The following is a 25,678-nucleotide window of genomic DNA, read 5'->3' as shown; positions in this document are numbered from 1 at the left end:
GGCTGCAGATCGGTTTTGCGAGGACTGTTCGGACTGCGCTATCCCGGAATGGGGGGATGCATCATGAAGAAGCCATTGATCGTCGCCGTCCTCGCTTTGGTCGTTGCTGCTGGTGGGGGCGCGTGGGCGTGGAAGGAAGGCTATTTCGAACCGGAGCGGTCTAAAGCGCTGACATTATACGGCAATGTCGATGTCCGCACGGTGGATCTCGCGTTCCGGGTCGGCGGACGGATTTCCGAGATGCCGGTTGAGGAGGGAGACCGGGTCGCTGCCGGTGATGTGTTGGCCCGGCTCGATCCGGTACCACTGCAGCAGACCCTGGCCGCGGCCGAAGCGCAGGTGGCCGCTGCACAGGCAGCGCTGGACAAGGCGGTGGCGGGCAATCGCCCCCAGGAGATTGCGCAGGCAGAGGCCCTGGTGGACCAGCGCAAGGCGGCCCTGGACCGTTCGGAACTGGCTTTCCACCGCTTTGGTCGACTCGTGAAAAGCGATGCGATCAGCCAGGCGGAGCTCGATACCGCCGAAGCCGGTTTTCTCGAGGCCAGGGCGATGCTCTCTTCCGCCGAGCAGGCTCTGTCGCTGGTGCGTGCCGGTACCCGCGCCGAGGATATAGCCGCCGCCGAAGCGGCGCTGTCGGCTGCGCTGGCAGCGCGGGACCAGGCGAAGACCGCCCTTGAGGACGCGACCCTGACCGCGGTTCAGGACGGTTTCGTGCTGACCCGTGCCCGCGAACCCGGCGCGATCGTTGCCGCCGGTGGGACGGTCTACACCATCGCGATCGATCGCCCGGTCCGAATTCGCGCCTATGTCCCGGAGCCGGATCTTGGCATGGTCGTGCCGGGGCGCGCGGTCGAGGTCACGACCGACAGTACGGATCGGGTGTACCACGGCACGATCGGCTTCATCTCGCCCACTGCCGAGTTCACGCCCAAATCGGTGCAGACTCCCAGCCTGCGCACGGATCTTGTCTTCCGGCTTCGGATTATCGTCGAGGACCCTGACGATGCATTGCGCCAGGGCATGCCAGTCACCGTGCTGGTGCCCGAGGTCAATCCGTGATGGCTAATCCGGTGCCCGCGGCCGTGCTGAGCAACGTCTCCCGCCGTTTCGGCAAAGCGCGCGCGCCGGCGCTGGACAATATCTCTCTGGAGATCCGACCGGGCCTCATGACCGGCCTTGTCGGCCCGGACGGTGCCGGGAAGACGACGCTTATCCGGCTGCTGGCCGGGCTGATCGACCACGATGAGGGCGAGGTGACGGTTCTCGGCAAGCCGGCGACCGAGGCGGATCGCAAGCGGATTGGATACATGCCGCAACGCTTCGGTCTCTACGAGGATCTCAGCGTTATCGAGAACCTTCGGCTTTATGCCGAGTTGCGAGGGTTGCCGACCGGGAAATGGGACGATCGCTTTGCCGAGCTGTTGCGTTTCACCGATCTTGGAGCGTTCACCGAACGGCTCGCGGGACGGCTCTCGGGCGGCATGAAACAGAAGCTCGGCCTGGCCTGTGCCCTAGTGGAAACGCCGGAATTGTTGTTGCTGGACGAGCCCGGGGTCGGTGTCGATCCGCTATCGCGGCGGGAGCTCTGGGCGATGGTCCGGAAGCTCACCGAGGCAGGGATCGCCGTGCTCTGGTCCACCGCCTATCTCGACGAGGCCGAGAAATGCGAGGAGGTGTTCCTGCTCAGTGAAGGCCGCCTGATCCATGCAGGCCCGCCCGGCGATCTGACGCGGGAGGCCGCCGGGCGGTGCTTCCGGATGCGGGGAGATGGACCGGGCAAACGGCGTCTTCTGGCCGGGTTGGTGGCGGATCCGGCGATCCGGGATGCGACCATCCAGGGAGCCTCGGTGCGGTTCCTGACGAATGCCGGTGCCTCGCCGCCGAAGGGCGCCGAGCCCGTTCCGGCCCGGTTCGAAGACGCCTTCGTGGATCGCCTCGGCGGCGGTCCGAAAGGACACAGCTTGCTGGCCGAGCACTACCGGGCGGTGCCGGAAAACGACCTGCCGGCCATCGAGGCGCATCAACTTACCAAGCGTTTCGGTCCGTTCACCGCTGCCAATGGCATCGACTTCAAGGTTCCGCGCGGCGAGATCTTCGGGCTGCTGGGTCCAAACGGCGCGGGAAAATCAACCACCTTCAAGATGCTCTGTGGTCTTCTGACCCCGACCTCCGGCGACGGCCGCGTGGCGGGGCACAACCTTCGCCACTCCCGTTCCGCGGCGCGCCGGTCTCTGGGTTACATGGCTCAGAAATTCTCGCTCTACGGCGATCTGAGCGTGCGCCAGAACCTCAATTTTTTCGCCGGAGCCTATGGGCTTACCGGCGCGAAACGGCGGGAGGCGCTTGGGCGCATGGTGGAGATTTTCCACCTGGGCCCATATCTGCGGCAGAACGCCGGAGGTTTGCCACTGGGCTTCAAACAGCGGCTGTCGCTCGCCTGCGCGGTGATGCACGAACCGCCGACCCTGTTCCTCGACGAACCCACTTCCGGCGTCGATCCGATCGTGCGGCGCGAGTTCTGGTCTCACATCAACGGGTTGGTTGAAAAGGGTGTCACCGTTCTGGTCACCACCCATTTCATGGAAGAAGCGGAATATTGCGATCGCATCCTGGTTATCTATCGCGCCGAGCAGATCGCGCTTGGCAGCCCGGACGTGTTGAAGCGGGACGCGGCGACGCCGGATCGTCCCGACCCGACACTGGAGGAGGCGTTCATTTCCCTGATCGAGGCCTCGGAGAGCAAGGATGAAGCCGCATGAACCCGCGTCGCTTCATGGCCTTGCTGATCAAGGAGAGTCGACAGATCCTGCGCGATCCATCGACCTTCCTGATTGCCCTCGTGCTGCCGTTGATCCTGTTGTTCCTCTTCGGCACCGCGGTCTCGCTCGATGTCCGCGAGGTGAGGATAGGCCTCGCACTGGAGGATGACAGCGCGGTGGCGAGCAGCCTCGGCATGGCTTTCCGAAATTCGCGCTGGTTCGACGTAACCTTCGCACGGGAACTGGCCTCGCTCGAACCCGAGCTTGTTGCCGGGAAATTGCGCGGCATCATTGTCATCCCCCAGGATTTCGGTGCCCGGATGGAGTCCGGCCAGGCGCAGGCGACTATCCAGATCATCACCGATGGCTCGCTCCCCAACACCGCGTCCTTCGTCGCCAACTATGCCCAGGGGGTTCAGACTCAATGGGCGCAGGGAGAGGCGCTCGATCATGGCGTCGCTGCCGAACGTCCGATCAACCTGATCCCGCGCTTCTGGTTCAACCCCGAACTGACCAGTCGGGATTTCCTCATTCCGGGCTCGATCGCGATCGTCATGTCGATGATCGGGACCTTGTTGACCGCGCTGGTGGTGGCACGCGAATGGGAGCGGGGCACGATGGAGGCGCTGATGGCGACGCCGGTGGCGATGTCGGAACTGCTCGCGTCCAAGGTGCTTCCCTATTTCATCCTTGGTCTCGGATCGGTGGCACTGTGCACGGGGCTGGCCGTCTTCGTCTTCGGCGTTCCGTTTCGCGGCTCGATCCCGGGATTGCTGGCGGTCTCATCGGCCTTTCTCGTGCCTGCGCTCGGCCAGGGATTGTTGATTTCCGCCATCGCCAAGAACCAGTTTGTGGCCAGCCAGATGGCGTTGCTCATCGGGTTCCTGCCCTCGATGGTCCTTTCCGGGTTCATCTTCGAGATCGCCTCGATGCCGGTGCCGATCCAGATCATCACCTACGCGGTTCCCGCGCGCTATCTTGTTCCGTCCCTGCAGACCTTGTTCACGGTCGGTGACATCTGGCCAATGTTCCTCCATTCCATCGCGATCCTGCTGGGCTTCGGGCTGATCTATTTCGCCCTTGCAATACGTGTGACGCATCGGAGGATCGCCTGATGCTTGCTCGGCTCATGGCGATCACGATCAAGGAATTCTGGGCGATCCTGCGCGATCCGCGCGCCCGGATAATCCTGATCATGCCGCCGCTGATCCAGCTCTTCGTGCTCGGTTTCGCAACGACGCTGGAGGTAAAGAACATCGCCGTCGGGATTTACGATCGCGACGGCGGGCGGTGGAGCATCGAGATGACGCAGCGCATCGCCGGCAGTCCAAATGTTGTGGCGATCTTGCCGATCAGTTCGCCGGAGGAGATGCGGCAGGCCATCGACCGCCAACAGACGATCGCGGTTGTGAGTTTCGCGCAGGGCTTCAGCGCGGATGTGGCGGCGGGACGGCCAGCGGTCGTGCAGGCGATTTTCGACGGGCGGAAATCCAACGCGGCGCAGATCGTTCTGGGGTATCTCAACACCATCGTTGCCGACCTCGGCGCCGAGCTTTCGGCCACGCCGGCCCGGACGGGCGCGATTGTAAACCACTGGTTCAACCCGAACCTGCTCTACCTCTGGTTCACCATGCCGGGGCTGGTCGTCATCATTACCACCATCTCCGGGCTCGGCCTGACGGCACAGGCGGTTGCCCGCGAACGGGAACTCGGCACCTTCGACCAACTCATGGTCTCGCCGCTCCGCGTTCCCGAGATCCTGATCGGAAAGGTGATTCCGCCGGTGCTTGTCGGGTTTATCAACGCAACGATCTACATGGTGCTGATTTCGACGTTGTTCGGCGTGCCGCTAACGGGCTCGGTTCCCTTCTTCTACATCTCGCTGCTGCTCTATCTGCTAGCACTCGCCGGCGTCGGTCTGCTCGTCTCGTCGCTGTCCCAAACCCAACAGCAGGCCTTCCTTGGTATGTTCCTGGTCGCGGTCCCTGCGATCCTGCTCTCGGGCTACGCATCCCCTGTCGACAACATGCCCGGCTGGCTCCGGATTCTGGCCCAGGGCGATCCGACGAAGCATTTCCTGATCGTCAGCGAGGGGGTGTTCCTGAAGGACATGACAGTGCCGGATCTTTGGGCGAATACCTGGCCGCTTGCGGTGATCGCGATCGTGACACTCGGTGTCTCCTCTGCACTTTTCAGAGCGCGAATGGAGTGAGATGCCGCCGGTTGCTCGGGCTCCGTAACTTCAAACGATCTTGGCACGATTGCCGTCATCGCAGTTTGGCAACTTATCAGTGCGCCGGAGACCACCTGCCGAAGGGAAAACCGGGCCCGCAGGCTCGCGGGAACAGGTCCGCAGGCGCTGCAGCAAGGCTCTCAAGACTTTGGAAATCCGAGAAAGTGGAGAGACTTGGCGGTAAATGGGTGGCTGGCGCGTCTTGATGATACGGATCATGGCGCGGCGTGCGTTTTTGCGCGACAATCCCGCAATCTGAAAGCAAGAAGGGAGGCTGTTATGACAAAGCGTAGCTGGTTGCCGTCCTCTTGGAATGGCGCGAAGGGCGATGACGATCCGTTCGGGATGCTGCGTAAGCAGATTGATACCCTCTTCGATGATTTCGACGTAGGCCACGACCTGATGAAGAGCGGTTTCGCCGTGCGCACGAATGTCAGCGAGACCAATGACGCGGTCCGTGTGACCGCCGAATTGCCGGGGATCGAGTTGAAGGATGTCGATCTCTCCGTTGCCGGGAATCGGCTCACGGTGAGGGGCGAAAAGAAGTCCGAGAAGGACGAAAAGGGTGAGGAGGAAGGGCGGGAGTTCCATCGCGTGGAACGTCGCTCGGGCGCCTTCATGCGCACCATCGCGCTGCCCTTCGACATCGACCCGGATACGGTTGCCGCGTCGGCGAAGGACGGTGTCCTGACCGTCACGGTCCCGAAACCCGCGGATGCCGTCAGCGAGGCCCGCAAGATCGAGATCACCCGTGCCTGACAGGCCGGTCTCACGCGGGCGCCTGAACGGCGCCCGCGTTCGGACGAATTGCCCGTGGCAAGCAGCCTTGCTTCGGGCGACCTGAAACAAATTCGCTGGAGGGCTTCGGATGTGCTGGAGCATGACGGCGTCGGTAGCGATGGCGGTTACCGGAGCGGCTGCTGCCGGGTACACCCGCAGCAAGGGCGAGCCACTGGCGATATGGGGGACGCTCCTCTACTTCTCGTTCATCGAGGCGCTCCAGGCCGTCGGCTATCTCGTCGTGGACCAATGCGGCGACCCGACGAACCAGACGGTCACGTTGCTGTCCTACCTGCACATCGCGTTGCAGCCGCTGGTGGTAAACGCTTTCGTGATGGAGATCGCGCCTAGGCCGGTGGAGTCCATGCAGCGCCGCCTGGTTTTCACGGTGGCCGCCGCCTGTTCGGCTCTACTTGTCCTGCGGCTGGTTCCGCTGGAAACGCTCGGTTCATGCCTTCCCGGTGAAATCATGTGCGGCACGGGCCTGTGCCTGGTCTCGGGAAGTTGGCACATCGCATGGGAAGTGCCGCTCAACGGGCTTTGGAACCCGATCAGCGATGTGATCGGATACCAGTTGCAGTTCCCGGCATATGTCACCGCGGTCCTGTTGTTGCCGCTCTCCTACGGGGCGTGGAAATTCGTCCTGTTCCACTTCCTGGCCGGGCCGGTTCTGGCCTGGCAACTGACCTCGGACCCAAACGAGATGCCTGCGGTCTGGTGCTTGCTTTCAATCGGGATCATCGCCATCGGGACCAGCAAGTGGATGCGTTACCGAGTCATGGGGGCGCATCATCCGCAGACCGGATAGGCCAAACACACTGCCGTTCAGAAGGACCGTCTGAGATCCATGGCGCCGCGGACACGGGTTTCGGCGAGTCTTCTTGCCACGTCCCTGGGCAGGTCGCCGCTTTGCCCGACCCGCTGAAGCACCTCGGTCGTGTTGCGGCGGATCAGTTCGGAGATCACGCCGAGCACCTGTCCTTCGGTTCCGCCGCGTGCCTCTATGGATGCACAGATCACACCGCCCGCATTCGCCACGAAATCCGGGATGACAAGAATGCCGCGCCGGTGAAGATCGGTCTCAGCTTCGATCGTTGCAGGGATGTTTGCCCCCTCGACGATGACCCGTGCCCGCACGGCGTCCACATTGTCCGAATGGATCACATCCGGACGGGCGGCGGGAACGAGGATGTCGCAATCGATGCCGATCACGTCGTCGCGGGCGGCGGTTGCCACGTTTTCGAGATCGGTCACGCTACCACCGGCCGCCTTTATTTCCAGCAGCTTGTCGAGCGAAAGGCCGTCGGGGTCTGACACGCAGCCACCGGAATCCGAGACGGCAACGATACGCGCCCCTCTCTTGGCAAGAATGAGCGCGGCATGGCGGCCAACGGCGCCGAAGCCCTGGATGGCCACGCGCGCACCATCGGAAACAATGCCGCTGAACGGCGCAGCCGCGTCCAGCGCCTCGGCCACGCCGAAGCCGGTCGCGCCGATCTCGTCGAGCGGGATTCCCCCCAGCAAACGGGGAAGGCCAACCGCACGCCCGGTTTCGTCCTTGATCCATGCCATGCATGTCTCGTCGGTTCCCATGTCGGGGCCGGGCACGTAACCGTCGAGAGTCGAGATGGCTCGGGCAAAGGCCCGGATCAGCCGTTCCTTGTCGGCCAGGGGCATCGACGGGTCGGCGCAGATGACGGATTTCGCCCCGCCGTGGGGAAGTCCCGCCAGTGCGTTTTTCAGGGTCATCGCCCGCGCGAGCCGGGCGCATTCCTCCAGGGTCACGTCCGGTGCCATGCGGGTGCCGCCAATACCGGCGCCGAGGGCCGTGTTGTCGATCACGACGATGGCCTTCAACCTTGCGGCGGGATTGCTCAGATGTACGATCTTTTCGGGGCCGAAGCTGTCTGTCAACGCAAAGGGGCTTGTCATGGCTGTTCCTCCTCAAGCGATGGGTGTTCCAGCGAGGCACGGACCGCGCCAAGAAAACGCGCGGCCTCGGCGCCGGTGACGACGCGGTGATCGAAGGTCAGTGACAGGGGCAGGACAGGCCGGACGACGGCTTGGCCATTCTCTGCCACGCATTCCTCCGAAATCCGCCCGGCACCCAGGATCGCCACCTGCGGCGGCGACACCACGAGGACGGCAAAGCGCCCGCCAAGGGTACCGAAATTGGAAAGCGTGATCGTGCCGCCGCGCAATTCGTCGGGCGTGAGAGCGCGAGTCATTGCCCGCTGGCGCAAGGCGGCCAGGCGCGCTTTCACGTCCGTGCAGCGGCCAACATCCCGCAGGACCAGAGAGAACAGCCCGTCGGGCGTGTCGACGGCGATGGCGAGATCGATGGCCGCATGCCGGGTCAGTCGGTCATCCTCGAACCAGGCGTTCAGCGCCGGTTCGGCCCGGCAGCCTGCGACGATGGCCCGAACGAGGCGTGGTGTCGGCTCCTCGGTCTCGGTCCAGGCGGAAATCACGGCCTGGTCGGTCACCGTGGCTGGAACGATCGCGTCGCGTGATCGTGCCATTGCCCCGGCCATTGCGCGGCGGACACCGCGAATTGGTGTGCCCCGGGCCGCAGCAGCCTCGACATCGCGCGACAGGATAGCGCCTCCCGGGCCGCTTCCCGTAAGCGTGGACAGGTCGACCCCACTCTCCCGCGCAAGGCGGCGCACTGCGGGCACGGCCCTCGGACGATCCTGCAACGCACGTTCGGCAGACGGCTTGCCGGACGTTCCATCCGGCAGGTCACCGACGATGGCACCCGCATCCGTTGCGCTTTCCGTGTCGATTTCGGCCAGTGGGGCGCCGACGGCAACCATGTCGCCTTCCTCTGCGAAGCGCCGAAGAAGAAGGCCACTGACCGGTGCGGGAATCTCCAGAACCGCCTTGTCGGTCTCGACCGAGACCAGCGGCTGGTCGGCGATGATGTTGTCGCCGGGCGTCACGTGCCATGTGACGATTTCGGCTTCCTGCAGGCCTTCGCCGAGGTCAGGCAGCGTGAATTCGGTCATGAGAACTCCATTACCTCCCTGATCGTTCCGACGACCTGCCCGGTCGTTGGCATGTAATGGTCCTCCAGACGCGGATAGGGAATGACGACATCCGGCGGCGCAACCCGCCGGATTGGCGCCAGCAGGTGGGTCAGGCAGTGCTCGGCCAGATCAGCGGCGATCTCCGCCCCCAGCCCGGCGGTCAACGGCGCCTCGTGCAGCACGACACAGCGCCCGGTTTTGGCGACCGACCTTCGGATCGTCGCCCGGTCGATGGGTTTCAGCGCGGAGAGGTCGATCAACTCGACCGAGACCCCCTCGGCGGCCATCCCCTCCACCGCCTCCCGGGCTTCCTGTACCATCGCCCCCCATGTGACCAGTGTCACATCCTCGCCGGCGCTCAGCATAACTGCCCGGTCGAGCGGCAGGGCCGCACCGTCATCGGTGACCTCTTCACGGATAGAGCGATAGAGGCGCTTCGGCTCCAGGAACACGACCGGATCCGGGTCCCGGATCGCCGCCAGCAGCAGCCCGTAGGCCCGCGCCGGCGAACTCGGCACAACGACCCGCAGACCGGGCACATGGGCGAGCATCGCCTCGAAACTCTCCGAATGATGCTCCGGCGCATGGATGCCGCCACCGAACGGCGCGCGCAGCACCATCGGGCAGGTCAAGCGACCGCGCGTGCGGTTGCGCAGGCGCGCGGCGTGGTTGGCCAGTTGGTCCAGCGCGGGGTAGAGAAAACCCATGAACTGGATCTCGGCCACGGGCCGGAGCCCATGCGCTGCGGCGCCCACTGCGATCCCGGCAATGGCGGTCTCGGCCAGCGGTGTGTCGAGTACCCGGTCGACGCCGAAACGCGCCGCGAGCCCATCGGTCGCGCGAAAGACGCCACCGTTCACGCCGATATCCTCGCCGAGCAGGATCACGCGCGGGTCGTCCTCAAGGGCGCGCGCGAGGGCCATTCGAACGGCCTCTACCAGTGCCAGCTCACCCATTTCCCGCCTCCCCGAAACGTTCTGAGAGATCGTCCGGAACGGTCTCGAACAGATGCTCTATCATCGAGCGCGAGGGCGGGATGGCGGTTGCGAGATATGCCTCTGCTGCCGTCTCTACGTCCTCCCGGCAGCTTCTCTGAAGGGCCTCCTCCTCGTCCTTTGTCCAACCATGTGCCTGCACGAGGTAATTTCGCAGCCGAACCAGCGGCTCGGACTTCCAATGTGCGCTGACCTCCGCTTCGCCACGATATCGCTTGGCGTCGTCGGCGGTCGTGTGATCCCCTAGCCGATAGGTCACAGCCTCGATCAACGTGGCGCCTTCACCGGCACGCGCGCGGTCGAGCGCCCGCTCCATCACCGCGCGGACCGCGATCACGTCGTTTCCATCGACCCGTCCGCCCGGTATGCCGGCCGCAATGGCCTTGTCGGAAATCGCGGCCGCGTGGGTCTGTTCGGCGCGGGGAACAGAGATCGCCCATTGGTTGTTGCTGGTCACGAAAACGACCGGCAGCGTCCAGGCGCCCGCAATATTCATCGCCTCGTAGAAATCGCCCTTGGAGGTGGCCCCGTCACCCCCTATCGCCACCGCAACGCCGCCGGTGCCTTGCACCTGCATGGCCAGCGCGACGCCAGCAGCCTGTGGGAATTGCGTCGCGACGGGAATGCAGACCGGAAAATCCTTGCGAGGCCCCGAGAAATCATTGCCCCTCTCATCGCCGCCCCAGAACAGGAACAGTTCCTTCAGGGTAACGCCGCGCCAGAGCTGCCCGCCATGCTCGCGAAAGGACGGCAGGAGCACGTCCTCGTCTCGCATCGCGCTCGCCACGCCAACGCTCACCGCCTCCTGTCCGAGGCTGGAAGCATAGGTGCCGAGCCGCCCTGTTCGTTGCAGGGCAACGGCCTTGGTGTCGAACTGTCGGGTCAGGATCATCGCGCGGTAGAGCGCGGCAAGCGCCTCGCGCTCCTGCGCGAATCCGGGCAGCGCGGTCTCGACCTGCCCGGCCTGGTCGAGGAAGCGCATGGGGCCGAAATCGAAGCGTGTCATGGCTGCGTCACTCCTTTCCTTCGGTCTGTCCCGTCGTTCTTCCCGTTCGGCTCTCCCTTGCCTGTCCCGTGTGTTCCGGTCGTCGAATTATCGCCTGATTCCGTTCAAACGCCGTTCACATGTCCATCTCCGGCCGTCTCGGTGGTTCGGGGATCATCGCCGAATGAGCGATGGCCGGCTCTGCCCGGGAAGCGTTCAGCACCAGAACCGGGCATCTGGACGCCTCGATGAGGTGCCGCAACTGCTCGCGTCCCCGAAGCGGGCCTTCGGCAAGGTCGACGATGACCAGCGCCGCGTTGATGCGGTTGATCCGGGCAAGAAGCGCTTGCTCGGACTGGACAATCTCCGGGCTGGTATCCGGTTCATCCGCCCCCCCGCTCTGGCCGTTCACGGCAATCGTGGCCACATCCGTCCCAAGGCGGTCTGCAATACCACGGGCCAGGCTGGCCGCTTCCGAGGAAGGAGACAACGCGTGATCGACGAGCACGACCCGCCCGACACGGCGGCGGCCTGTCCTGTGCCCGACCAAAAGCAGGTCCCAACCGCGGGCGGCCTCGCAGATACCGGAAATCAAATCGCCGCGACGGTGCTCGAACACCCATTCGACGGTGCAGGCGCTCGCTACGCCGGACAGCCCGGAGCGAAACGCCCTTGCATCGCTCTGCATCAGGCCCGCCAAACGGGAGCGGGACGGCACCTGCACCAGCATTCCGCCGGACGTCACAACCCGCTGGACGGGCAGACCAGTCGTCTCGGCGATGGCCTCGTCATCGATAAGCACCCCGCCCAATTCGGCGATCAGCCCGGAGGCGATCCGCTCTGCAAGCCGGATTGCCGCGGCGGCGTCGACATAGCTGCCGGCGGCGATCAGCACCCGTTTCTTGCTGATGGACGATATCACCGCGTGCCCTCCTCGGAGTTGACCTGCTTGTTGCGCCCGAATTTCCGCCGTTGCTCGGCGAAGTCCCGAAGACGCTCCTCCACCCGCGCATAGACACTGCCCGCCTCGAAGGCCCCGTCTGGCCCACGCTTGCCGGCGGGCACACCGGTGAGCGCTTCGATACCTTCCTCGACCGTCTCCACGGCGAGAATTCGGAACATGCCGGCGGCCACCGCCTCGACGACCCGCGGTCGCAGCATCAGGTGGTCTATATTGGTCTTGGGGATGATCACGCCCTGTTTCCCGCTCAAGCCCTTGGCAGCGCAGATATCGAAAAATCCTTCGATCTTTTGGTTCACACCACCGATCGCCTGAACCTCGCCCGCCTGGTTCACCGACCCGGTAACGGCAACCCCCTGGTCGATCGGTAAGCCGGAAAGTGCCGAGAGCAGCGCGTAGAGCTCGGTCGAGGAGGCGCTGTCGCCATCCACGCCGCCATAGCTCTGCTCGAACACGAGGCTCGCATGAAGCGAGAACGGCACGTCCAGCGCGAAGGTCGCGGCAAGATAGCCCGAGAGGATCATCACCCCCTTGGAATGCAGCGGTCCGCCCAATTCGACCTCGCGCTCGATGTCGATCAGCTTGCCGGCGCCCATGCGAACCCTCGCGGTGATGCGCGACGGGCGACCGAAGACATAATCGCCCAGCCCGATGACCGACAGGCCGTTGACCTGTCCGACTTTCTCTCCGGACGTATCGATCAGGATCGTGCCCCGCGTGATCGCCTCGTGCATGCGATCCCTGATCCGGGACGCACGCCGGTCCTGCGCATCCACCGCCGCGGCAATGTCGGCGGCGTCGATCACGTCGGCACTTCGCTGGCTGGCATAGTGATCGGCCTCGCACATCAGGTCGGTCAACGCCTCCACCCTCAGCGAGTACTTGCGGGAATCCTCGGCGATCCGCACCGCTTCGTCGAGCAGGCGCGCCATGCCGGCGGCGTTGAGAGGACGAAGGTTCTCCCGCGCTGCCTGACTGGCCAGCAGACCGGACATTCCCGCGCTGCTTTCCCCGTTTCGGTCGACGCTCTCCTCGAAATCGGCCTGGACCTTGAAAAGTTCCGCGAAATCCGGATCGAACATGACAAGCAACGCGTGCAGCACCCTGTCACCGACCAGCACGACGCGCACCGAAAGCGGAATCGGGTCTGGCTCCAGCGTGATCGTCGAGGCAAGGCTGATCCGTTCCGCAAGCGAGGTGATCGTGATCCTGCGGTTCTTCAGGCACCGTTTCAGCGCGTCCCATGCGAAAGGTTCGACCAGGACACGCCGCGCATCGAGGATCAGGTATCCGCCATTGGCCCGGTGAAGTGCCCCGGGCTTGATCATGGTGAAATTCGTCATCAGCGATCCCATGTGCGAGACATGCTCGATCCGACCCGTCAGACGGTCCAGCGTCGGAAGGTCTTCCATTTCGACCGGGGCGCCAAGATCCCCGTTCTCGGCATGCGAGACCATGACATTGATCGCATAGCGACCGAATTCCGGATCCTGGTGATACTTGCGAATTGCCTCCGGGAATGGGCCGTCATTCCTGTCTTTTCCGGATTTCAGGAACAGTTCCGCATTGGCAATGATATCGGCTTGCGCGTCGGTCAGATAGGATGCGACCGACTCGATCCCACGAAGTTCCGTCGCCACCTCTTCGATGCGGGCGCTCACGGCGCGTTCCGCCATGTCGGCATTCAGCTGTTCGATCCGATTGCGCCCCTGCCGCTCCAGCTTCGGCGCCTCGCGCATGACCTCGGCAAGCTGTTCCTGGAAACGCGCGATTTTTTCGTCGACTTCCGCCTGTTCCTGTTCGGGCAGCCTTCCATAATCTTCCGTCTTGAGCGGCTTGCCTTCCCGGATTGCGGTCAGCATGAACCCCATCGGCGTGCGAAGAAGCGCGATGTTTTCCGACTGTGCTCTATCCGCGAATTCCGCCATCGCGGTTTCCTGGGACTGTTCGACTTCCTCCTCGATCAGTCTGCGCTGGGACTGGTACTCGTCCGACTCGAAGAGGGCCGGAATGTCATTTGCCAGGTCGTCCACGAGCTTTTGCATGCAATCTCGAAGCATGATCGCCTTTCCGGCCGGCAATTCGAGCGCGCGCGGTTTCTGCGGATCGTCGAAATTGTTGACATAGACCCAGTCAACCGGCACCGGCCGGTCCGCTGCATGTTCCCGCAGGATCCCGAGAACCTCGGCGTGACGGCCGCTTCCCGCAGGTCCTGTGACGAACAGGTTGAACAGGTCATGTCTGATACTTGCGGACAACTGAATCGCTTCTCTGGAACGATCCTGCCCGACCAGGCTTACAGTTTCGGCAACCGGTTCCGGGACTGTGGCGGTAAAGGCGTTCGGGTCGTGCCGTTTGCACAACGTCGATGTGGAGACCTCGATCATGGGCAATCTCCTGGTATGGCCACGATGCTGCCTGCTCGATGGATAAGAGAATGCACGAAAACTCCGGTGTGAACGTTGATTTCCGTCAAGATGCCGACAAACATCGGGAACTGCCCCGCGTTCGGGGCGGGACCAGGGATTCCCGATGGTTGTCATGAAGCATCGCTCGAAATCCGAGAGGTGGCATGAGCGAACCCTTCTGGCCCAGGGAGGCGCGGCCCGAAATCCGGACGCTTTGCCACGCTTGCCGTCTGAGTTGGCGGGGAAGAACAGGCGGGCTGGCCAATGAAGAACTGAGCCAGGTTCAAGGCAAAGTTAGGTCCCGAATCCATTCATGGAGAACGGGGGGGGGGGCTCCACTTGTGGCGAAAAACGACGTGCGTCAGGCGCTGAGCATCCCGGATACGGGCATTCGCCGACTTTCCCCGGACCAAGTGGCGTCTTCCCGATATGAGCTCCGCTGGATATGGCCGGCTAGCGGGCTGGCTTGGAATGCCCCTAGCAGCGTCGCAATATGTGTCTCGATCATCTTGTTGGACGGGAAGGGCAGTACTTGCGGTCCGTAGACAACCTTTGCGGCTTCCTGGGCTGCCGGACCTTTTTCGACATGCATCAGAATCTGCAACTTGGGAAACCGCGTGAAGAGATCCTTCCGCTGGATCCGGTCAAGCCCTGCAACGGCGAAGAGGCCGGGATAAAAACTCTCGCCGGTCGCTCCGTTGGCCAGAACGGTCACATGCGTTTCGAAAAGTAGATGGATATAGGTGATCGGACCATTTGGTTCCTCCCTGCGGATACGATCATCCGCGTGGCGTTCGAGATGGGTCGCTCGGGCGAGGACCTTTTCACCGGCGTTTTCGGGATGGGGGACGACCATCCCGTGCTGTGAAGACACGAGAAGATCCCCCTCATTGCCCAGAACCCGGTCGGCTATCCGGATCGGCGCCAGCTTTGGTTTGGCCAGCATCTCCGCCAGCGATACCGTTCGTCGCCCGATCCAGAGAACCGGCTGCGGGCCGGCCTCGATGGTCGAGACCATGTCGCCGGCCCGCAGATCCTCGATCGCCCTTTCCCCTGTGGGGGTCATGATACGCGTGCCGGCGCAATAGCAAGGAATGCCCATGGAATAGAGTTTCGCGGCACTGTCCACAGCCGAGACATCGACCCCGGTCAGGGTCAGGGTGTCGCCATGCGGGAAGGTCAGGACCGCGTTGCCACTCGCATCCTCCGACACGCTGACGTCATAACCTGTGAGGGGCGCGCCATCGAGATTGGTCATGTTCGACACATCCAGCCGGTCGTCGGAAAAACCGTCCTCGTTGCTGTCGGAGAAATCCCAGTCCGTGATCGTGTCATTGCCGAAACCGTCGGCAAGAACAATCGTGTCCTGTCCGGTGTCGGTCTGAATCGTGTCGTCGCCTGTGCCGCCGGTGATCGTGTCGTCGCCACCACCGCCGGAGATCCAGTCGTTGCCGGACCCTCCTTCGAGCGCAAGACCCGACGCGTCGGCAGAGGCATCGATAATATCGTCGCCGGTTCCACCCGTTATCGCTTCGATTTCGCTGAAGGATACCGTGTTAGTGCCATCTGTTGCGCTTCCGCTTTCTGTCCCGTCGAAGGTGACGGAGATCGCTGCGGTGGCATTGGAGAAATCGAGCGTGTCAAAATCGATGCCGCCCGCGCCGCCGTCGACGGTGTCGTTTCCCCAGTTTTCCCCGACGATGAAACTGTCCTGGTCGTCGCCGCCATAAAGGCTGTCGTTCCCGGCGCCTCCTAGGATCGTGTCGCTGCCGGCGTCGCCCCAGATCTGATCGTCTCCCGACTCCCCGTCGAGATAGTCGTCATCCTCGCCGCCGTGGATTTCGTCGTCGCCTCCGCCGCCAAAGATCGTGTCGTTGCCGGCGTCGCCAAAGAGCCTGTCGTCGAAATCATAGGTCTGAACGCCGGCCGCATCGTCGATGAAATCGTCGCCCGCGCCGCCGTGGACCTCGTCGCCATCGGTGGAGCACTCGCCCCCGGTTTCGAAATAGATCGTGTCGTTGCCGTCCCCGCCCTGAACAATGTCCGCACCGGAACCGCCCAGAATGAAATCGGCCCCTTCCTCCCCGTCGATCAGGTCGTCGCCGTCACCACCGCCGATGAAGTCGTCTCCGTAGCCGCCGGCGATCGTGTCGTTCCCGGCTTCACCGAAGAGGCAGTCATTGCCCGTGCCGCCATCGATCAAGTCCGCGCCGCCGCCGGCGTAAATCGTGTCATTGCCCGCGCCGCCGGAGAGAACGTCGACGTAATCTCCTTCCTGGATGCCAGGCCGGTCGTCGATGATATCGTCGCCATCGCCGCCATCGACTGTGTCGCCTCCGGTTCCGTACTCGATATAGTCGTTGCCGGCGCCGCCCTCGATGATGTCGCTACCGGCTCCGGAATATATGCTGTCGTCACCGTCTCCCGCCGTGATCGTGTCGTCATAGGCGCTGCCGGTATAGACTTGGGCCAGGTCCGGGTCGTAGCTCGGTGCCAGAGCGAATTCCGCGTAATCCGGATCGTTGAGATCGGTGATGTCGTTGATCGATGCCGTGTAGTAACTGACCCCTGGAACCAGTTCCGGAACCGAAATAACCGCGCCGAAACCGCCTTCTATTTCAAGGGCGTAGATCGAGAAAGCGTTCCCGTTTCCGTCGGTCAGAACGGCGTAGTTTTCGAGATAGGCCTGGCCTTCGGCGACCACGTTTCCTGAGGTATCCGTGATCACGGCATATTGGGAGCAATCGTTCCCGAGCTCGTTGAAACTACTGTCTCCCGAAAGTGTCGGATCGTCATCCTCGATCACGATCTGCAGCAGGTCGGTCGATGCATCCCAGGAGGAGTCGAGCGTCACCATATCGGACACATTTATCATGCCCGTTTCGGAGGAAGACGAAAGTTGTCCTGCTCCATAACCACCGAGTACGAATTGCGTCATGGCGAATGACCCTGTCCTGTTTGCGTGCGACACCCGACGGGGCGTTCTACCCGTTGCGTTTTCCGGTTCTCTCGGACGTTGGTGGTGGGAGCTTCCCCAGTTCGGGTGACTATTGCGTTAAGGAACGTCCGAAATTCTCCGATCCGCGCGTCTTCCAATCACGCACACAGGCACGGATGCCGGAGAATCTGCGATCGAACAGGGCGTGAAGGGCGTGACCTCGCAGAGTTTTGCGTCAGAACGGGCGTGGAACTGCTCCGCATCAAGGCAGATTTCTTGCAACTGCCGTAGAATGGGCGTTGGGAGACGCAAGCGTGGGCCTGCGGGAGGGTATGTCTTAAGAATCGCCAAGCGGTCCTGCGTCAGCCAGGTGACAATCGATGCCGGAAACGACGAAACCGCTATTCCATACCAGCGCAACAGACGATGTGCTTGCGATTCTCCGGACAACCGCAAGCGGCCTTGAATCCGCCGAGGCGGCGCGCCGCCTGGCGAGAGATGGCCCGAACAGGTTGCCGGAGCCGCCCCGTCGGCCAGCCATCCTGCGCTTTGTCGCGCAGTTTCACAGCGTCCTGATCTATGTCCTGATCGGCGCGGCTGGTGTTACCGCAGTCCTGCAGCACTGGGTGGATACCGGTGTTATCCTGGCCGTCGTCCTGGTCAACGCCGTCATCGGTTACGTACAGGAAGGCCGCGCCGAAAACGCGATGGACGCTATCCGCGGGATGCTCGCGCTGCGCTCCGCCGTTCTGCGCGATGGGCGGCGGATGACCGTGGACGCGGCCGAGCTGGTGCCGGGCGATATCGTGCTGGTGCGGGCAGGCGACCGTGTGCCCGCCGATCTGCGGCTGACCGAAGCACGCAGTCTGCGGGTCGAGGAAGCGATCCTCACCGGGGAATCCGTCCCCGTGGACAAGGGCACCGCGCCTGTCGAGGCCGAGGCGGTCCTTGGAGACCGGAGTTCGATGATGTTTTCGGGGACGCTAGCTGCTGCGGGATCGGGGCGGGGTGTCGTCGTCGCGACCGGCATCGACACCGAGATCGGACAGATCAGCGGGATGCTGTCGGAAGTGGAGACCCTGACCACGCCGCTGGTCCGCCAGATGGACATCTTCGCGAAATGGCTGACGGTTTTCATCCTGCTCGTTGCAGGGAGTTTGTTGATCTACGGCCATTTTGTCGGGAATCTCGCCTTCGCGGACCTGTTCATGGCGGTGGTCGGCCTGTCCGTGGCGGCGATTCCCGAAGGTCTGCCGGCAGTACTCAGCATCACCCTGGCCGTTGGCGTTCAGGCGATGGCGCGGCGCAACACCATCGTGCGGCGGCTGCCCGCGATCGAGACACTGGGCGCGGTTTCGGTCATCTGCTCGGACAAGACCGGTACGCTTACCCGCAACGAGATGATGGCGACCACCCTTGTTGCTGCCGAACATCTCTATTCCGTCGATGGTCAGGGCTACGCCCCGGAGGGCGCGGTGAAGTGGCGCGAGGCCGATGCCCATCCTGACGAGCACGTGGTGTTGATGGAATTCGCCCGTACCGCCGGGCTCTGCAACGACGCGATGCTGAACGGCTCACCGGATGGCTGGCGCGTCGAGGGCGACCCGATGGAGGGCGCGCTGATGGCGCTGGCAGGGAAGATCACGAAGGAAGGCGCTGAACCCTTCCGCTTCTGGAGCCGAACGGACGCCATCGCCTTCGACGCGGCCCATCGCTACATGGCGACCCTGCATCACGACCACGAGGGCCATGCGCGGATCCACGTAAAGGGCGCACCCGAGGAAGTGCTGGCGATGTGCGCCGACCAGCGCGCGCCCGAAGGCGGCAACGAGGAACTGGACCCGGCACATTGGCATGGAATGGTCGAGGAACTGGCCGCTGACGGACAACGGGTGATCGCGGTGGCAACCCGCGCCGTGCCGCAGGAGCATGTCGTGCTCAATACGGCCGATCTGGATGGCAAGCTCACACTGATCGGGTTGATCGGCCTGATCGATCCACCGCGCGTTGAGGTCATCGACGCGGTGGCCGAGTGTGACAGGGCGGGCATTCGCGTGAAGATGATCACCGGCGACCACGCCGCCACCGCCCGGGCCGTCGCCGAACGGATCGGGCTGATGAATCCCCGGCAGGTGCTGAACGGCACCGACATCGAAGCGATGGACGATGCCGCGCTCACCGAGGCCGCCATAGAGATCGACATTTTCGCCCGCACCTCGCCCGCGCACAAACTGCGCCTCGTGAAAGCCCTGCAGTCGCAAGGCTTGATCGTTGCGATGACGGGCGACGGTGTGAACGATGCCCCGGCGCTGAAACGTGCCGATGCCGGGATCGCCATGGGGCAGAAGGGGAGCGAAGCGGCCAAGGACGCGGCGGAATTCGTGTTGGCCGACGATAATTTCGCCTCGATCGTTGCGGCAGTGCGCGAGGGCCGCACTGTCTACGACAACATCACCAAGGTCATCAGTTGGACGCTGCCAACCAATGCCGGCGAGGGGCTGACGATCGTGGTCGCGCTTTTCGCGGGGCTTTCGCTGCCGATCACAGCGGTGCAGATCCTCTGGGTGAACCTGATCACGGCGGTGACGCTCGGGCTGTCGCTCGCCTTCGAGCCCACCGAGACGGGCACCATGTGTCGTCCGCCCCGCAAGCGCGATCAACCGATCCTGACGGGCGCCCTGGCCTGGCAGATCGTTTTTGCCTCGACGTTGTTCCTCTGCGCGGTCTTCGGTATCTTCTTCTACGCCACCGAAGCGGGCTATTCGCTCGAACTGGCGCAGACCATGGCGATGAACATGCTTGTGGTGCTGGAGATCTTTTACCTGTTCTTCATTCGAAACATCCATGGCACCTCGCTGACGTGGTCGGCGGCGCGAGGGACACCCGTGGTATGGGTTTGCCTCCTGACGGTGATCGCTGCGCAATTCGCCATCACCTACCTGCCGGCCCTGCAATCCATCTTCGGGACCGACCCGGTGCCGTTGACCGACGGCATGTTGATCGTATCCGTAGGAGCGCTGGTATTCGCCCTGCTGGAAACCGAAAAGCAGATGCGGCTGGTGTTCGCCCGCAAAGGGCAGCCCGACACCAACTGAAACAAAAAGGGGGCGGCCGTCTGCTCTCCTCGCCACGGACAGCCGCGTGTTGCCCATCGAGACGAAAGGTGACGGGGCTAAAAACGGGGAAACGGCTCCGTGGTCGGCGCCGAGGGCTCCAGTTCGAAGATTTCCGCCGCCACCTCGCGCACATGCCGCAACAACAGCAACGCGCCGGGGGACGCGATTGCGTCGCGGCGGCTGATGATCCCGTAGTTCTCCACCGCGCAGGGAATATTGATCGGCAACATGGCGATCTCGCCCGTGCGCATGTAGAAACTCGCCACGTCGACCGGCACGGCGTGCAGAAAATCGGTGTGCATCAGCATGTTCATGACGACCAGCACCGACGTGGTTTCGACCGTGTTCGATGGGAGATCCAGGCCGGCGGTGCGGAACATCATGTCGATGCGGTTGTGCAGGATGGTCCCGCGCGCCGAAAGGATCCAGCCGAAACGGGCGAGGTCTGAAAGATTCAGGTCGCTGCGCGTCATCAGCGGATGTCCGACGCGCGCCACGACGCAGCGCACCTCGCGCGAGATTTCCTCGTAGAGCAGAGACGGCTGGTCCTCCTGTTCCGGGATCCGCCCGAGCACAAAGTCGACCTGGCCGCGCTTGAGGTCCGCCACCAACTCGTTGCTGGTGCTGACCTCGAAGCTGATATTCAGATTTGGCGCCTCGCGCTTGGTGCGGATGATCGCCTGCGGCACCAGCGAAGGGCAGGGCGTGATGATCGCGCCGACACTGACCTTTCCGGACAGTCCCGCCTGTAGCGTCGCGACCGACTCCTGCGCCTGCGCAAGGCACGCCAGTGCCATGCGGACGTGGCGAATGACCGCCTCGCCGTACTCTGTTGGTCGGATGCCGCGTGGCAGCCGGTCGAACAGCGGCACGCCGAATACGCCTTCGATATCCTTGAGCATCTTCGAGGCCGCGGGCTGGCTCATACCGGTTTCTTCCGCGGAACGGTGAATGTTGCGCGTCTCGTCGAGCGCCATCAGCAAGGTCATCTGTCGCGTCTTCAGGCGGGGATGATGCCGAGGCGTCCGGATTGGATCATTCATAAGGTCACGTTCCAAGCAAAAGCATACCATTTTCTATATCATTCCGAGAAATTAATTCATTTGTTTTGTATTGATTGCTCGCCTACGGTCCCCGACCGTTAGCGTGCCCACGCGGGAGACCGTCATGGAACCGAGCCGTCACAAGATGGTGGACTGCCGGGAAGACATGGCCGCGTTCGCGACGAGCACGCTGGCCAGGGCACGCGGGCCGATGTCCGCCTTGGGAACACAGAAATGACCAACCGCAGCAGCGATATCCTGAAAAAGCCCGATTGGTGCTTCAACCGCAGCATTTACAAATCGGCCGGCTACTCCGAGACGGATCTCGATCGCCCGATCATCGGCATCGCCAACGCATGGAACGAGCTCGTTCCCGGACATACCAACCTGCGTCAACTCGCCGACCATGTGCGCAAGGGCATCCACATGGCGGGCGGAACGGTTGCCGAATTCGGCGTCATCGCGGCCTGCGACGGCACCGCCCAGGGACATGCCGGCATGCATTTCATCCTCCCTTCGCGCGACCTGATCGCCAGCGATATCGAGGTCATGGTCGAGGCACACCGTCTCGACGGCATCGTTCTGCTCGGCTCGTGCGACAAGATCGTCCCGGCCATGCTCATGGCGGCCGCGCGCCTGCGTATCCCGGCCATCTTCCTGCCCGGAGGGCCGATGCTCGGAGGGGTCGAGTCCGACGGGCGCAAGTCCGACCTGACAACGATGTCCGAAGGGCTCGGGATGCTGAAAAGCGGTCGGATCGACGAAGCCACCTACGGCAACCTGGAAGAATCCTGTGGCCCGACCTGTGGCTCCTGCGCCTTCTACGGCACCGCCAACACCATGTGCTGCATGGCAGAAGCGATGGGCATGTCCCTTCCCGGCGCCGCGCTTGTGCCCGGCGTCTACAACGACCGGCTGCGCCTCGGCGAAGCCACCGGGCAGGTGATCGTCGATCTGGTGGCTCGGAACGTGACTGCCGACAACATCATTACCTTCGAGGCGTTGGAAAACGCGATCCGCGTGTTGATGGCGACCGGTGGTTCGACCAACGCGGTGCTTCACCTGACCGCCGTCGCCGCCGAACTTGGGATCAGCGGGGCGCAGATGATGGACGCCTATGACCGCCTGAGCGCGTCAACGCCGCAGGTCGCCAAGGTCAATCCCGCCTCGAAATACGACATGGAAGATTTCCACAAGGCCGGCGGCATCCCGCGGGTCATGCAGGCCGTCGCCACGTTGTTGCACGGTGATTGCCTGACGGTGAGCGGCGGAACGGTCACAGAAAACCTCGAAGGATACCGCTACAAATTCCCGCCGAACCCGGAGGTGATTGGCAGCATGGACCGCCCGTTCGGAGAGCAGAAGGGGCTCGCCATCCTGCGCGGCAATCTGGCGCCGGCGACTGCAGTCACCAAGCCGGCCGCAATCGATCCGGCAATGCATGTCTTCAGCGGCGTGGCGCGCGTATTCGACTCCGAGGAAGCCGCTGAAGAGGCGATCCTCGCCGGACGCATCGAGGAAGGCCATGTCGTGGTCATCCGCTACGAAGGGCCCAAGGGCGGCCCGGGGATGCGCGAGATGTTCAAGGCCATGAAGTACCTTTACGGCATGGGCCTGGCGAAAAAGACAGCGTTGATCACCGACGGACGCTTCTCCGGCACCAACAACGGTTGTTTTGTTGGACATATCTCGCCGGAAGCCGCCGACGGCGGACCGCTGGCGGCGGTGCGGGATGGCGACCGCATTACCATCGACATTCCTGCCGGCAAGCTGGAATTGCACGCATCCGATACCGAGATCGCCGAACGGCTGGAGAAATGGAGCCGTCCCGCGCCGAAATTCACGCGAGGTTATCTCGGCATCTACGCGCATTTGGCGAGTTCGGCCGCTGACGGGGCGGTGCTGCGGGTACCGGAGGAGGCCTGCTGACCGCAGCTTCATTTCAATCAGAAATTAAAACGCCCCTCGGCTTCCGAAAAATCGGATGACGGAGCCAACAGCGCCGCCTGCCTGACGCTGGGCAAAAAACGTTGCCGGCTCTTTCGCAAGTCCTACACCGTCGCGGAAATCGGCCTGAGAGTCTTTGCTATCTCGGCGCGCAGGATTTCCCGGACCGTGCGGAAGCGTACATTGTTCGAGAGTTCCTTGAGAGTCGCCACCCAGATCGGCGTCCTGAATGCGGGGATTGCAGCCGCAAGCCGGGTCAAACGCTGATCTGCATCACCGACATATTCGGGTAAGATCCCATATCCGGCGCCGGCCGCGATGAATTCCCGAAGCACAAGAAAGCTGTCGGAGCCGATGCTGCTCCGGTCCGGGGCAATGGATTCCTGCATCCATTTTGCAACGGGAATGTGCTGAAGCGGTCCTTCCAGTCGCAGCCAGACATCCCGGCAGTTGTCGGTCGCGTAAGCGGCAAATTCAAAGCAACCGGCTTTTTCTCCGAACATTCCCTCTTCGAGGCCAATTGCGGGGCGCACCGCGATATCCGCTGACAGGCGAAGAAAGTCATGACGGAAATTGGCACTTTGGAGGACAATCTCCAGGTCCGGGTGGATCCTCGAAATCTCCTCCACAATCGGCGGCAGGATGCAGGTGCAGATGCTGTCGGTCGAAGCGATACGTACCGGTCCCGAGAGCGAGGGATCGGTCCCGAGGAAGGCACGATCCAGCGCCAGAACCGCGTCGCGGACATTTCGCGCCTCCGCCAGGATCGGTTCGGCCTCTGGCAAAACGCGATATCCCGTCGGCCGTTTCTGAAAAACCGCTTGTCCATGTTTCTGCTCGAAGATCGACACCCGCCTGAGCACGGTCGCGTGCGTGACACCCAGTTGGGTGGCGGCGGCATTCAGCGAGCCGGTCTCGGCAACGGCGAGGACATATCGGATGTCGTCCCAAAGTGACTTGTTCATTTTTTAATAGGTAACAAAAATGTATGGCGAGTCATCAAAATTTTTTTACAGGCTAAACTGTGGGTGTCATTAAAGACAAATCAACAGGAGTGTATTCATGCGTCTCGCTTCCATCCTTGTATGTTGCGGTCTCGCGGCAACCGTCGCCGGCACGGCCCTGGCCCAGGACAAGCCCAACCCCGCCATTTCCGCCCGCAAGAACATCATGCAGCTCTATGCGTTCAACCTTGGGCAACTCGGGGCGATGGCAAAGGAAGCCGTGGCCTATGACGCCGAGGCCGCATCCAGCGCGGCGGGCAATCTGGCATTGCTGACACAACTCGACCATTCGGCGCTCTGGCCGCAGGGAACGGACAATGCGGCCGATCCCAATACCCGCGCGCTGCCCGAGCTCTGGGCCAATTTCGACGACGTTGTTGCAAAGGCCACGGCGCTTTCAGAGGCCGCAACCGCGATGGAAGCGGCGGCGGGAACCGATCTCGCGTCGCTGCAAGCCGCAATGGGTGGGCTTGGCGCGGCCTGCGGCGCCTGCCACAAGGCGTATCGCGCCGCTGAAAACTGAGGCGGCCCATGGCGTCGGCGTTCCGAGCAACTCTCGTCGTGGGAGTTCTCGCGCTCGGGGCAGGGTGGTATTTCACCGGCCCCGAGCACATCAACCCTTCGGAGGCAGAAGGTTTCACACCTGATCTCGCTCTTGGAGAAACTCTGTTTTACGCAGGGGGGTGCGCGTCCTGCCACTCCGCTCCGGGGGCCGAGGGCGACGCCAAGCTGGTCCTGTCCGGCGGGCGGCGCTTTGCCTCCGATTTCGGCACCTTCGTCGCGCCGAATATCTCGCCGGACCCAGTCGCGGGTATCGGAGACTGGACGCCGGTCGCGTTCGCCGACGCGCTTCTGAAGGGAACTTCACCGGACGGGTCGCATTATTACCCCGCGTTTCCCTATACTTCCTATGCGCGGATGAGCGTGGGCGACGCGATCTCGCTCCATGTTTTCCTCGGCACGTTGCCGGCAGATGCAACGCTGAGCGAGCCGCACGAGGTGGGCTTTCCCTTCAATATTCGCAGGACGCTTGGTGGCTGGAAACTGCTCTTTGCCCCGGATGACTGGGTCGTGGATGGCACATTGACGGAGGTCCAGCAGCGCGGTCGCTACCTTGTGGAAGGCCCCGGCCACTGCGCAGAATGCCATACCCCGCGTAACGCCCTTGGCGGGCTCGATACTGCGGCATGGCTTTCCGGGGCGCCCAGCCCGGACGGGAAGGGGCGCATTCCGGATATCACGCCGGGCGGTCTCGACTGGTCCGAAGCGGACATAGCGGAATACCTGAAATCGGGTTTCACGCCGGAATACGATTCCGTGGGTGGTGAAATGGTGGCGGTTGTCGAGAATACGAGCCACCTGACCGATGCCGACCGGGCGGCGATCGCGGCCTATCTGAAAATCGTGCCCGCATCCGGTGGCTAACCGAAAGACGGGGCTGCCGGGCCAGTGTTCCACAAGCTCGGGGCTCCGGCGTTGC

The 25,678-nt window shown here is 63.1% G+C and carries 19 protein-coding genes; 10 read left to right on the top strand and 9 right to left on the bottom strand.

The window, feature by feature from the left end:
• Positions 1-63 precede the first annotated feature (63 nt).
• The 6 genes from hlyD (at position 64) to BLR85_RS14665 (ending at position 6,580) form a co-directional block, all read left to right on the top strand.
• Positions 64-1,059 (top strand): secretion protein HlyD, encoded by a 996-nt coding sequence (hlyD, locus tag BLR85_RS14690; RefSeq protein ID WP_093157506.1) that lies wholly within the window; start codon positions 64-66, stop codon positions 1,057-1,059.
• Positions 1,059-2,759, top strand: a complete 1,701-nt coding sequence (locus tag BLR85_RS14685) for an ATP-binding cassette domain-containing protein (RefSeq protein WP_093157449.1) — start codon at positions 1,059-1,061, stop codon at positions 2,757-2,759. The genes hlyD and BLR85_RS14685 overlap by 1 nt, the downstream gene beginning before the upstream one ends.
• Complete coding sequence (locus BLR85_RS14680) at positions 2,756-3,874, top strand: ABC transporter permease (RefSeq protein ID WP_093157446.1); 1,119 nt, start codon at positions 2,756-2,758, stop codon at positions 3,872-3,874. The genes BLR85_RS14685 and BLR85_RS14680 overlap by 4 nt, the downstream gene beginning before the upstream one ends.
• Complete coding sequence (locus tag BLR85_RS14675) at positions 3,874-4,971, top strand: ABC transporter permease (protein WP_093157443.1); 1,098 nt, start codon at positions 3,874-3,876, stop codon at positions 4,969-4,971. The genes BLR85_RS14680 and BLR85_RS14675 overlap by 1 nt, the downstream gene beginning before the upstream one ends.
• Positions 4,972-5,271: 300 nt before the next feature.
• Positions 5,272-5,751 (top strand): Hsp20/alpha crystallin family protein, encoded by a 480-nt coding sequence (locus BLR85_RS14670; RefSeq protein WP_093157441.1) that lies wholly within the window; start codon positions 5,272-5,274, stop codon positions 5,749-5,751.
• Between the two features lie 121 nt (positions 5,752-5,872).
• Entirely contained in the window at positions 5,873-6,580 is a 708-nt protein-coding gene (locus tag BLR85_RS14665; RefSeq protein ID WP_244520742.1) for a DUF5765 domain-containing protein, read from the top strand.
• Between the two features lie 17 nt (positions 6,581-6,597).
• Here BLR85_RS14665 and BLR85_RS14660 read toward each other — a convergent pair whose 3' ends face one another.
• The 7 genes from BLR85_RS14660 to BLR85_RS14630 all read right to left on the bottom strand — a co-directional run bounded on the left by BLR85_RS14660 (position 6,598) and on the right by BLR85_RS14630 (position 17,088).
• On the bottom strand, positions 6,598-7,704 hold the full coding sequence (locus BLR85_RS14660) for a Glu/Leu/Phe/Val family dehydrogenase (protein ID WP_093157435.1): 1,107 nt from the start codon (positions 7,702-7,704) through the stop codon (positions 6,598-6,600).
• A complete protein-coding gene (locus BLR85_RS14655; protein ID WP_093157432.1) occupies positions 7,701-8,780 on the bottom strand; it encodes a dihydrolipoamide acetyltransferase family protein in 1,080 nt (359 codons plus the stop codon). The genes BLR85_RS14660 and BLR85_RS14655 overlap by 4 nt, the downstream gene beginning before the upstream one ends.
• A complete protein-coding gene (locus BLR85_RS14650; RefSeq protein WP_093157429.1) occupies positions 8,777-9,757 on the bottom strand; it encodes an alpha-ketoacid dehydrogenase subunit beta in 981 nt (326 codons plus the stop codon). The genes BLR85_RS14655 and BLR85_RS14650 overlap by 4 nt, the downstream gene beginning before the upstream one ends.
• Positions 9,750-10,802, bottom strand: coding sequence for a pyruvate dehydrogenase (acetyl-transferring) E1 component subunit alpha (pdhA, locus tag BLR85_RS14645; protein WP_093157426.1), 1,053 nt, complete (start codon positions 10,800-10,802; stop codon positions 9,750-9,752). Before pdhA ends, BLR85_RS14650 begins: the two co-directional genes overlap by 8 nt.
• A gap of 115 nt (positions 10,803-10,917) precedes the next feature.
• Positions 10,918-11,703 carry a hypothetical protein gene (locus BLR85_RS14640; protein WP_093157423.1) on the bottom strand — a complete coding sequence of 262 codons (786 nt, stop codon included), beginning with the start codon at positions 11,701-11,703 and terminating at the stop codon, positions 10,918-10,920.
• The gene (locus BLR85_RS14635) at positions 11,700-14,129 is read right to left on the bottom strand and encodes a Lon protease family protein (protein WP_093157421.1); all 2,430 of its coding nucleotides are present in this window, start codon (positions 14,127-14,129) and stop codon (positions 11,700-11,702) included. Before BLR85_RS14635 ends, BLR85_RS14640 begins: the two co-directional genes overlap by 4 nt.
• Before the next feature lie 382 nt (positions 14,130-14,511).
• Positions 14,512-17,088, bottom strand: coding sequence for a Hint domain-containing protein (locus tag BLR85_RS14630; protein ID WP_093157418.1), 2,577 nt, complete (start codon positions 17,086-17,088; stop codon positions 14,512-14,514).
• A 380-nt stretch (positions 17,089-17,468) separates the two neighbouring features.
• On the opposite strand from BLR85_RS14630, the gene BLR85_RS14625 reads away from it, so the two are divergent.
• A complete protein-coding gene (locus BLR85_RS14625; RefSeq protein ID WP_093157415.1) occupies positions 17,469-20,183 on the top strand; it encodes a cation-transporting P-type ATPase in 2,715 nt (904 codons plus the stop codon).
• Between the two features lie 77 nt (positions 20,184-20,260).
• Here BLR85_RS14625 and BLR85_RS14620 read toward each other — a convergent pair whose 3' ends face one another.
• On the bottom strand, positions 20,261-21,193 hold the full coding sequence (locus BLR85_RS14620; RefSeq protein ID WP_212635092.1) for a LysR family transcriptional regulator: 933 nt from the start codon (positions 21,191-21,193) through the stop codon (positions 20,261-20,263).
• A gap of 288 nt (positions 21,194-21,481) precedes the next feature.
• On the opposite strand from BLR85_RS14620, the gene ilvD reads away from it, so the two are divergent.
• Complete coding sequence (gene ilvD / locus BLR85_RS14615) at positions 21,482-23,176, top strand: dihydroxy-acid dehydratase (RefSeq protein ID WP_093157408.1); 1,695 nt, start codon at positions 21,482-21,484, stop codon at positions 23,174-23,176.
• 122 nt (positions 23,177-23,298) lie between these two features.
• On the opposite strand, the gene BLR85_RS14610 is transcribed toward ilvD, so the two are convergent.
• Positions 23,299-24,159, bottom strand: a complete 861-nt coding sequence (locus tag BLR85_RS14610; protein ID WP_093157400.1) for a LysR family transcriptional regulator — start codon at positions 24,157-24,159, stop codon at positions 23,299-23,301.
• Between the two features lie 97 nt (positions 24,160-24,256).
• Here BLR85_RS14610 and BLR85_RS14605 point away from each other — a divergent pair, with 97 nt between their 5' ends.
• Both BLR85_RS14605 and BLR85_RS14600 read left to right on the top strand, forming a co-directional pair.
• On the top strand, positions 24,257-24,721 hold the full coding sequence (locus BLR85_RS14605) for a c-type cytochrome (protein ID WP_093157397.1): 465 nt from the start codon (positions 24,257-24,259) through the stop codon (positions 24,719-24,721).
• An 8-nt stretch (positions 24,722-24,729) separates the two neighbouring features.
• Positions 24,730-25,623 (top strand): c-type cytochrome, encoded by an 894-nt coding sequence (locus tag BLR85_RS14600; protein WP_093157394.1) that lies wholly within the window; start codon positions 24,730-24,732, stop codon positions 25,621-25,623.
• Positions 25,624-25,678 lie beyond the last annotated feature (55 nt).

It is taken from the genome of Aliiruegeria lutimaris (assembly GCF_900099935.1).
In the GTDB taxonomy this organism is placed as follows: domain Bacteria; phylum Pseudomonadota; class Alphaproteobacteria; order Rhodobacterales; family Rhodobacteraceae; genus Tropicimonas; species Tropicimonas lutimaris.
The sequence above is the reverse complement of the archived record's forward strand: the minus strand, read 5'-3'. Positions and strand labels throughout refer to the sequence as shown.

What these genes read in the sequence shown, in the direction of transcription:
- hlyD (WP_093157506.1), top strand. Translation starts at nt 64, where the DNA reads ATGAAGAAGCCATTGATCGTCGCCGTCCTCGCTTTGGTCGTTGCTGCT.
- BLR85_RS14685 (WP_093157449.1), top strand. Translation starts at nt 1,059, where the DNA reads ATGGCTAATCCGGTGCCCGCGGCCGTGCTGAGCAACGTCTCCCGCCGT.
- BLR85_RS14680 (WP_093157446.1), top strand. Translation starts at nt 2,756, where the DNA reads ATGAACCCGCGTCGCTTCATGGCCTTGCTGATCAAGGAGAGTCGACAG.
- BLR85_RS14675 (WP_093157443.1), top strand. Translation starts at nt 3,874, where the DNA reads ATGCTTGCTCGGCTCATGGCGATCACGATCAAGGAATTCTGGGCGATC.
- BLR85_RS14670 (WP_093157441.1), top strand. Translation starts at nt 5,272, where the DNA reads ATGACAAAGCGTAGCTGGTTGCCGTCCTCTTGGAATGGCGCGAAGGGC.
- BLR85_RS14665 (WP_244520742.1), top strand. Translation starts at nt 5,873, where the DNA reads ATGACGGCGTCGGTAGCGATGGCGGTTACCGGAGCGGCTGCTGCCGGG.
- BLR85_RS14660 (WP_093157435.1), bottom strand. Translation starts at nt 7,704, where the DNA reads ATGACAAGCCCCTTTGCGTTGACAGACAGCTTCGGCCCCGAAAAGATC.
- BLR85_RS14655 (WP_093157432.1), bottom strand. Translation starts at nt 8,780, where the DNA reads ATGACCGAATTCACGCTGCCTGACCTCGGCGAAGGCCTGCAGGAAGCC.
- BLR85_RS14650 (WP_093157429.1), bottom strand. Translation starts at nt 9,757, where the DNA reads ATGGGTGAGCTGGCACTGGTAGAGGCCGTTCGAATGGCCCTCGCGCGC.
- pdhA (WP_093157426.1), bottom strand. Translation starts at nt 10,802, where the DNA reads ATGACACGCTTCGATTTCGGCCCCATGCGCTTCCTCGACCAGGCCGGG.
- BLR85_RS14635 (WP_093157421.1), bottom strand. Translation starts at nt 14,129, where the DNA reads ATGATCGAGGTCTCCACATCGACGTTGTGCAAACGGCACGACCCGAAC.
- BLR85_RS14630 (WP_093157418.1), bottom strand. Translation starts at nt 17,088, where the DNA reads ATGACGCAATTCGTACTCGGTGGTTATGGAGCAGGACAACTTTCGTCT.
- BLR85_RS14625 (WP_093157415.1), top strand. Translation starts at nt 17,469, where the DNA reads ATGCCGGAAACGACGAAACCGCTATTCCATACCAGCGCAACAGACGAT.
- BLR85_RS14620 (WP_212635092.1), bottom strand. Translation starts at nt 21,193, where the DNA reads ATGACCTTGCTGATGGCGCTCGACGAGACGCGCAACATTCACCGTTCC.
- ilvD (WP_093157408.1), top strand. Translation starts at nt 21,482, where the DNA reads ATGACCAACCGCAGCAGCGATATCCTGAAAAAGCCCGATTGGTGCTTC.
- BLR85_RS14610 (WP_093157400.1), bottom strand. Translation starts at nt 24,159, where the DNA reads ATGAACAAGTCACTTTGGGACGACATCCGATATGTCCTCGCCGTTGCC.
- BLR85_RS14605 (WP_093157397.1), top strand. Translation starts at nt 24,257, where the DNA reads ATGCGTCTCGCTTCCATCCTTGTATGTTGCGGTCTCGCGGCAACCGTC.
- BLR85_RS14600 (WP_093157394.1), top strand. Translation starts at nt 24,730, where the DNA reads ATGGCGTCGGCGTTCCGAGCAACTCTCGTCGTGGGAGTTCTCGCGCTC.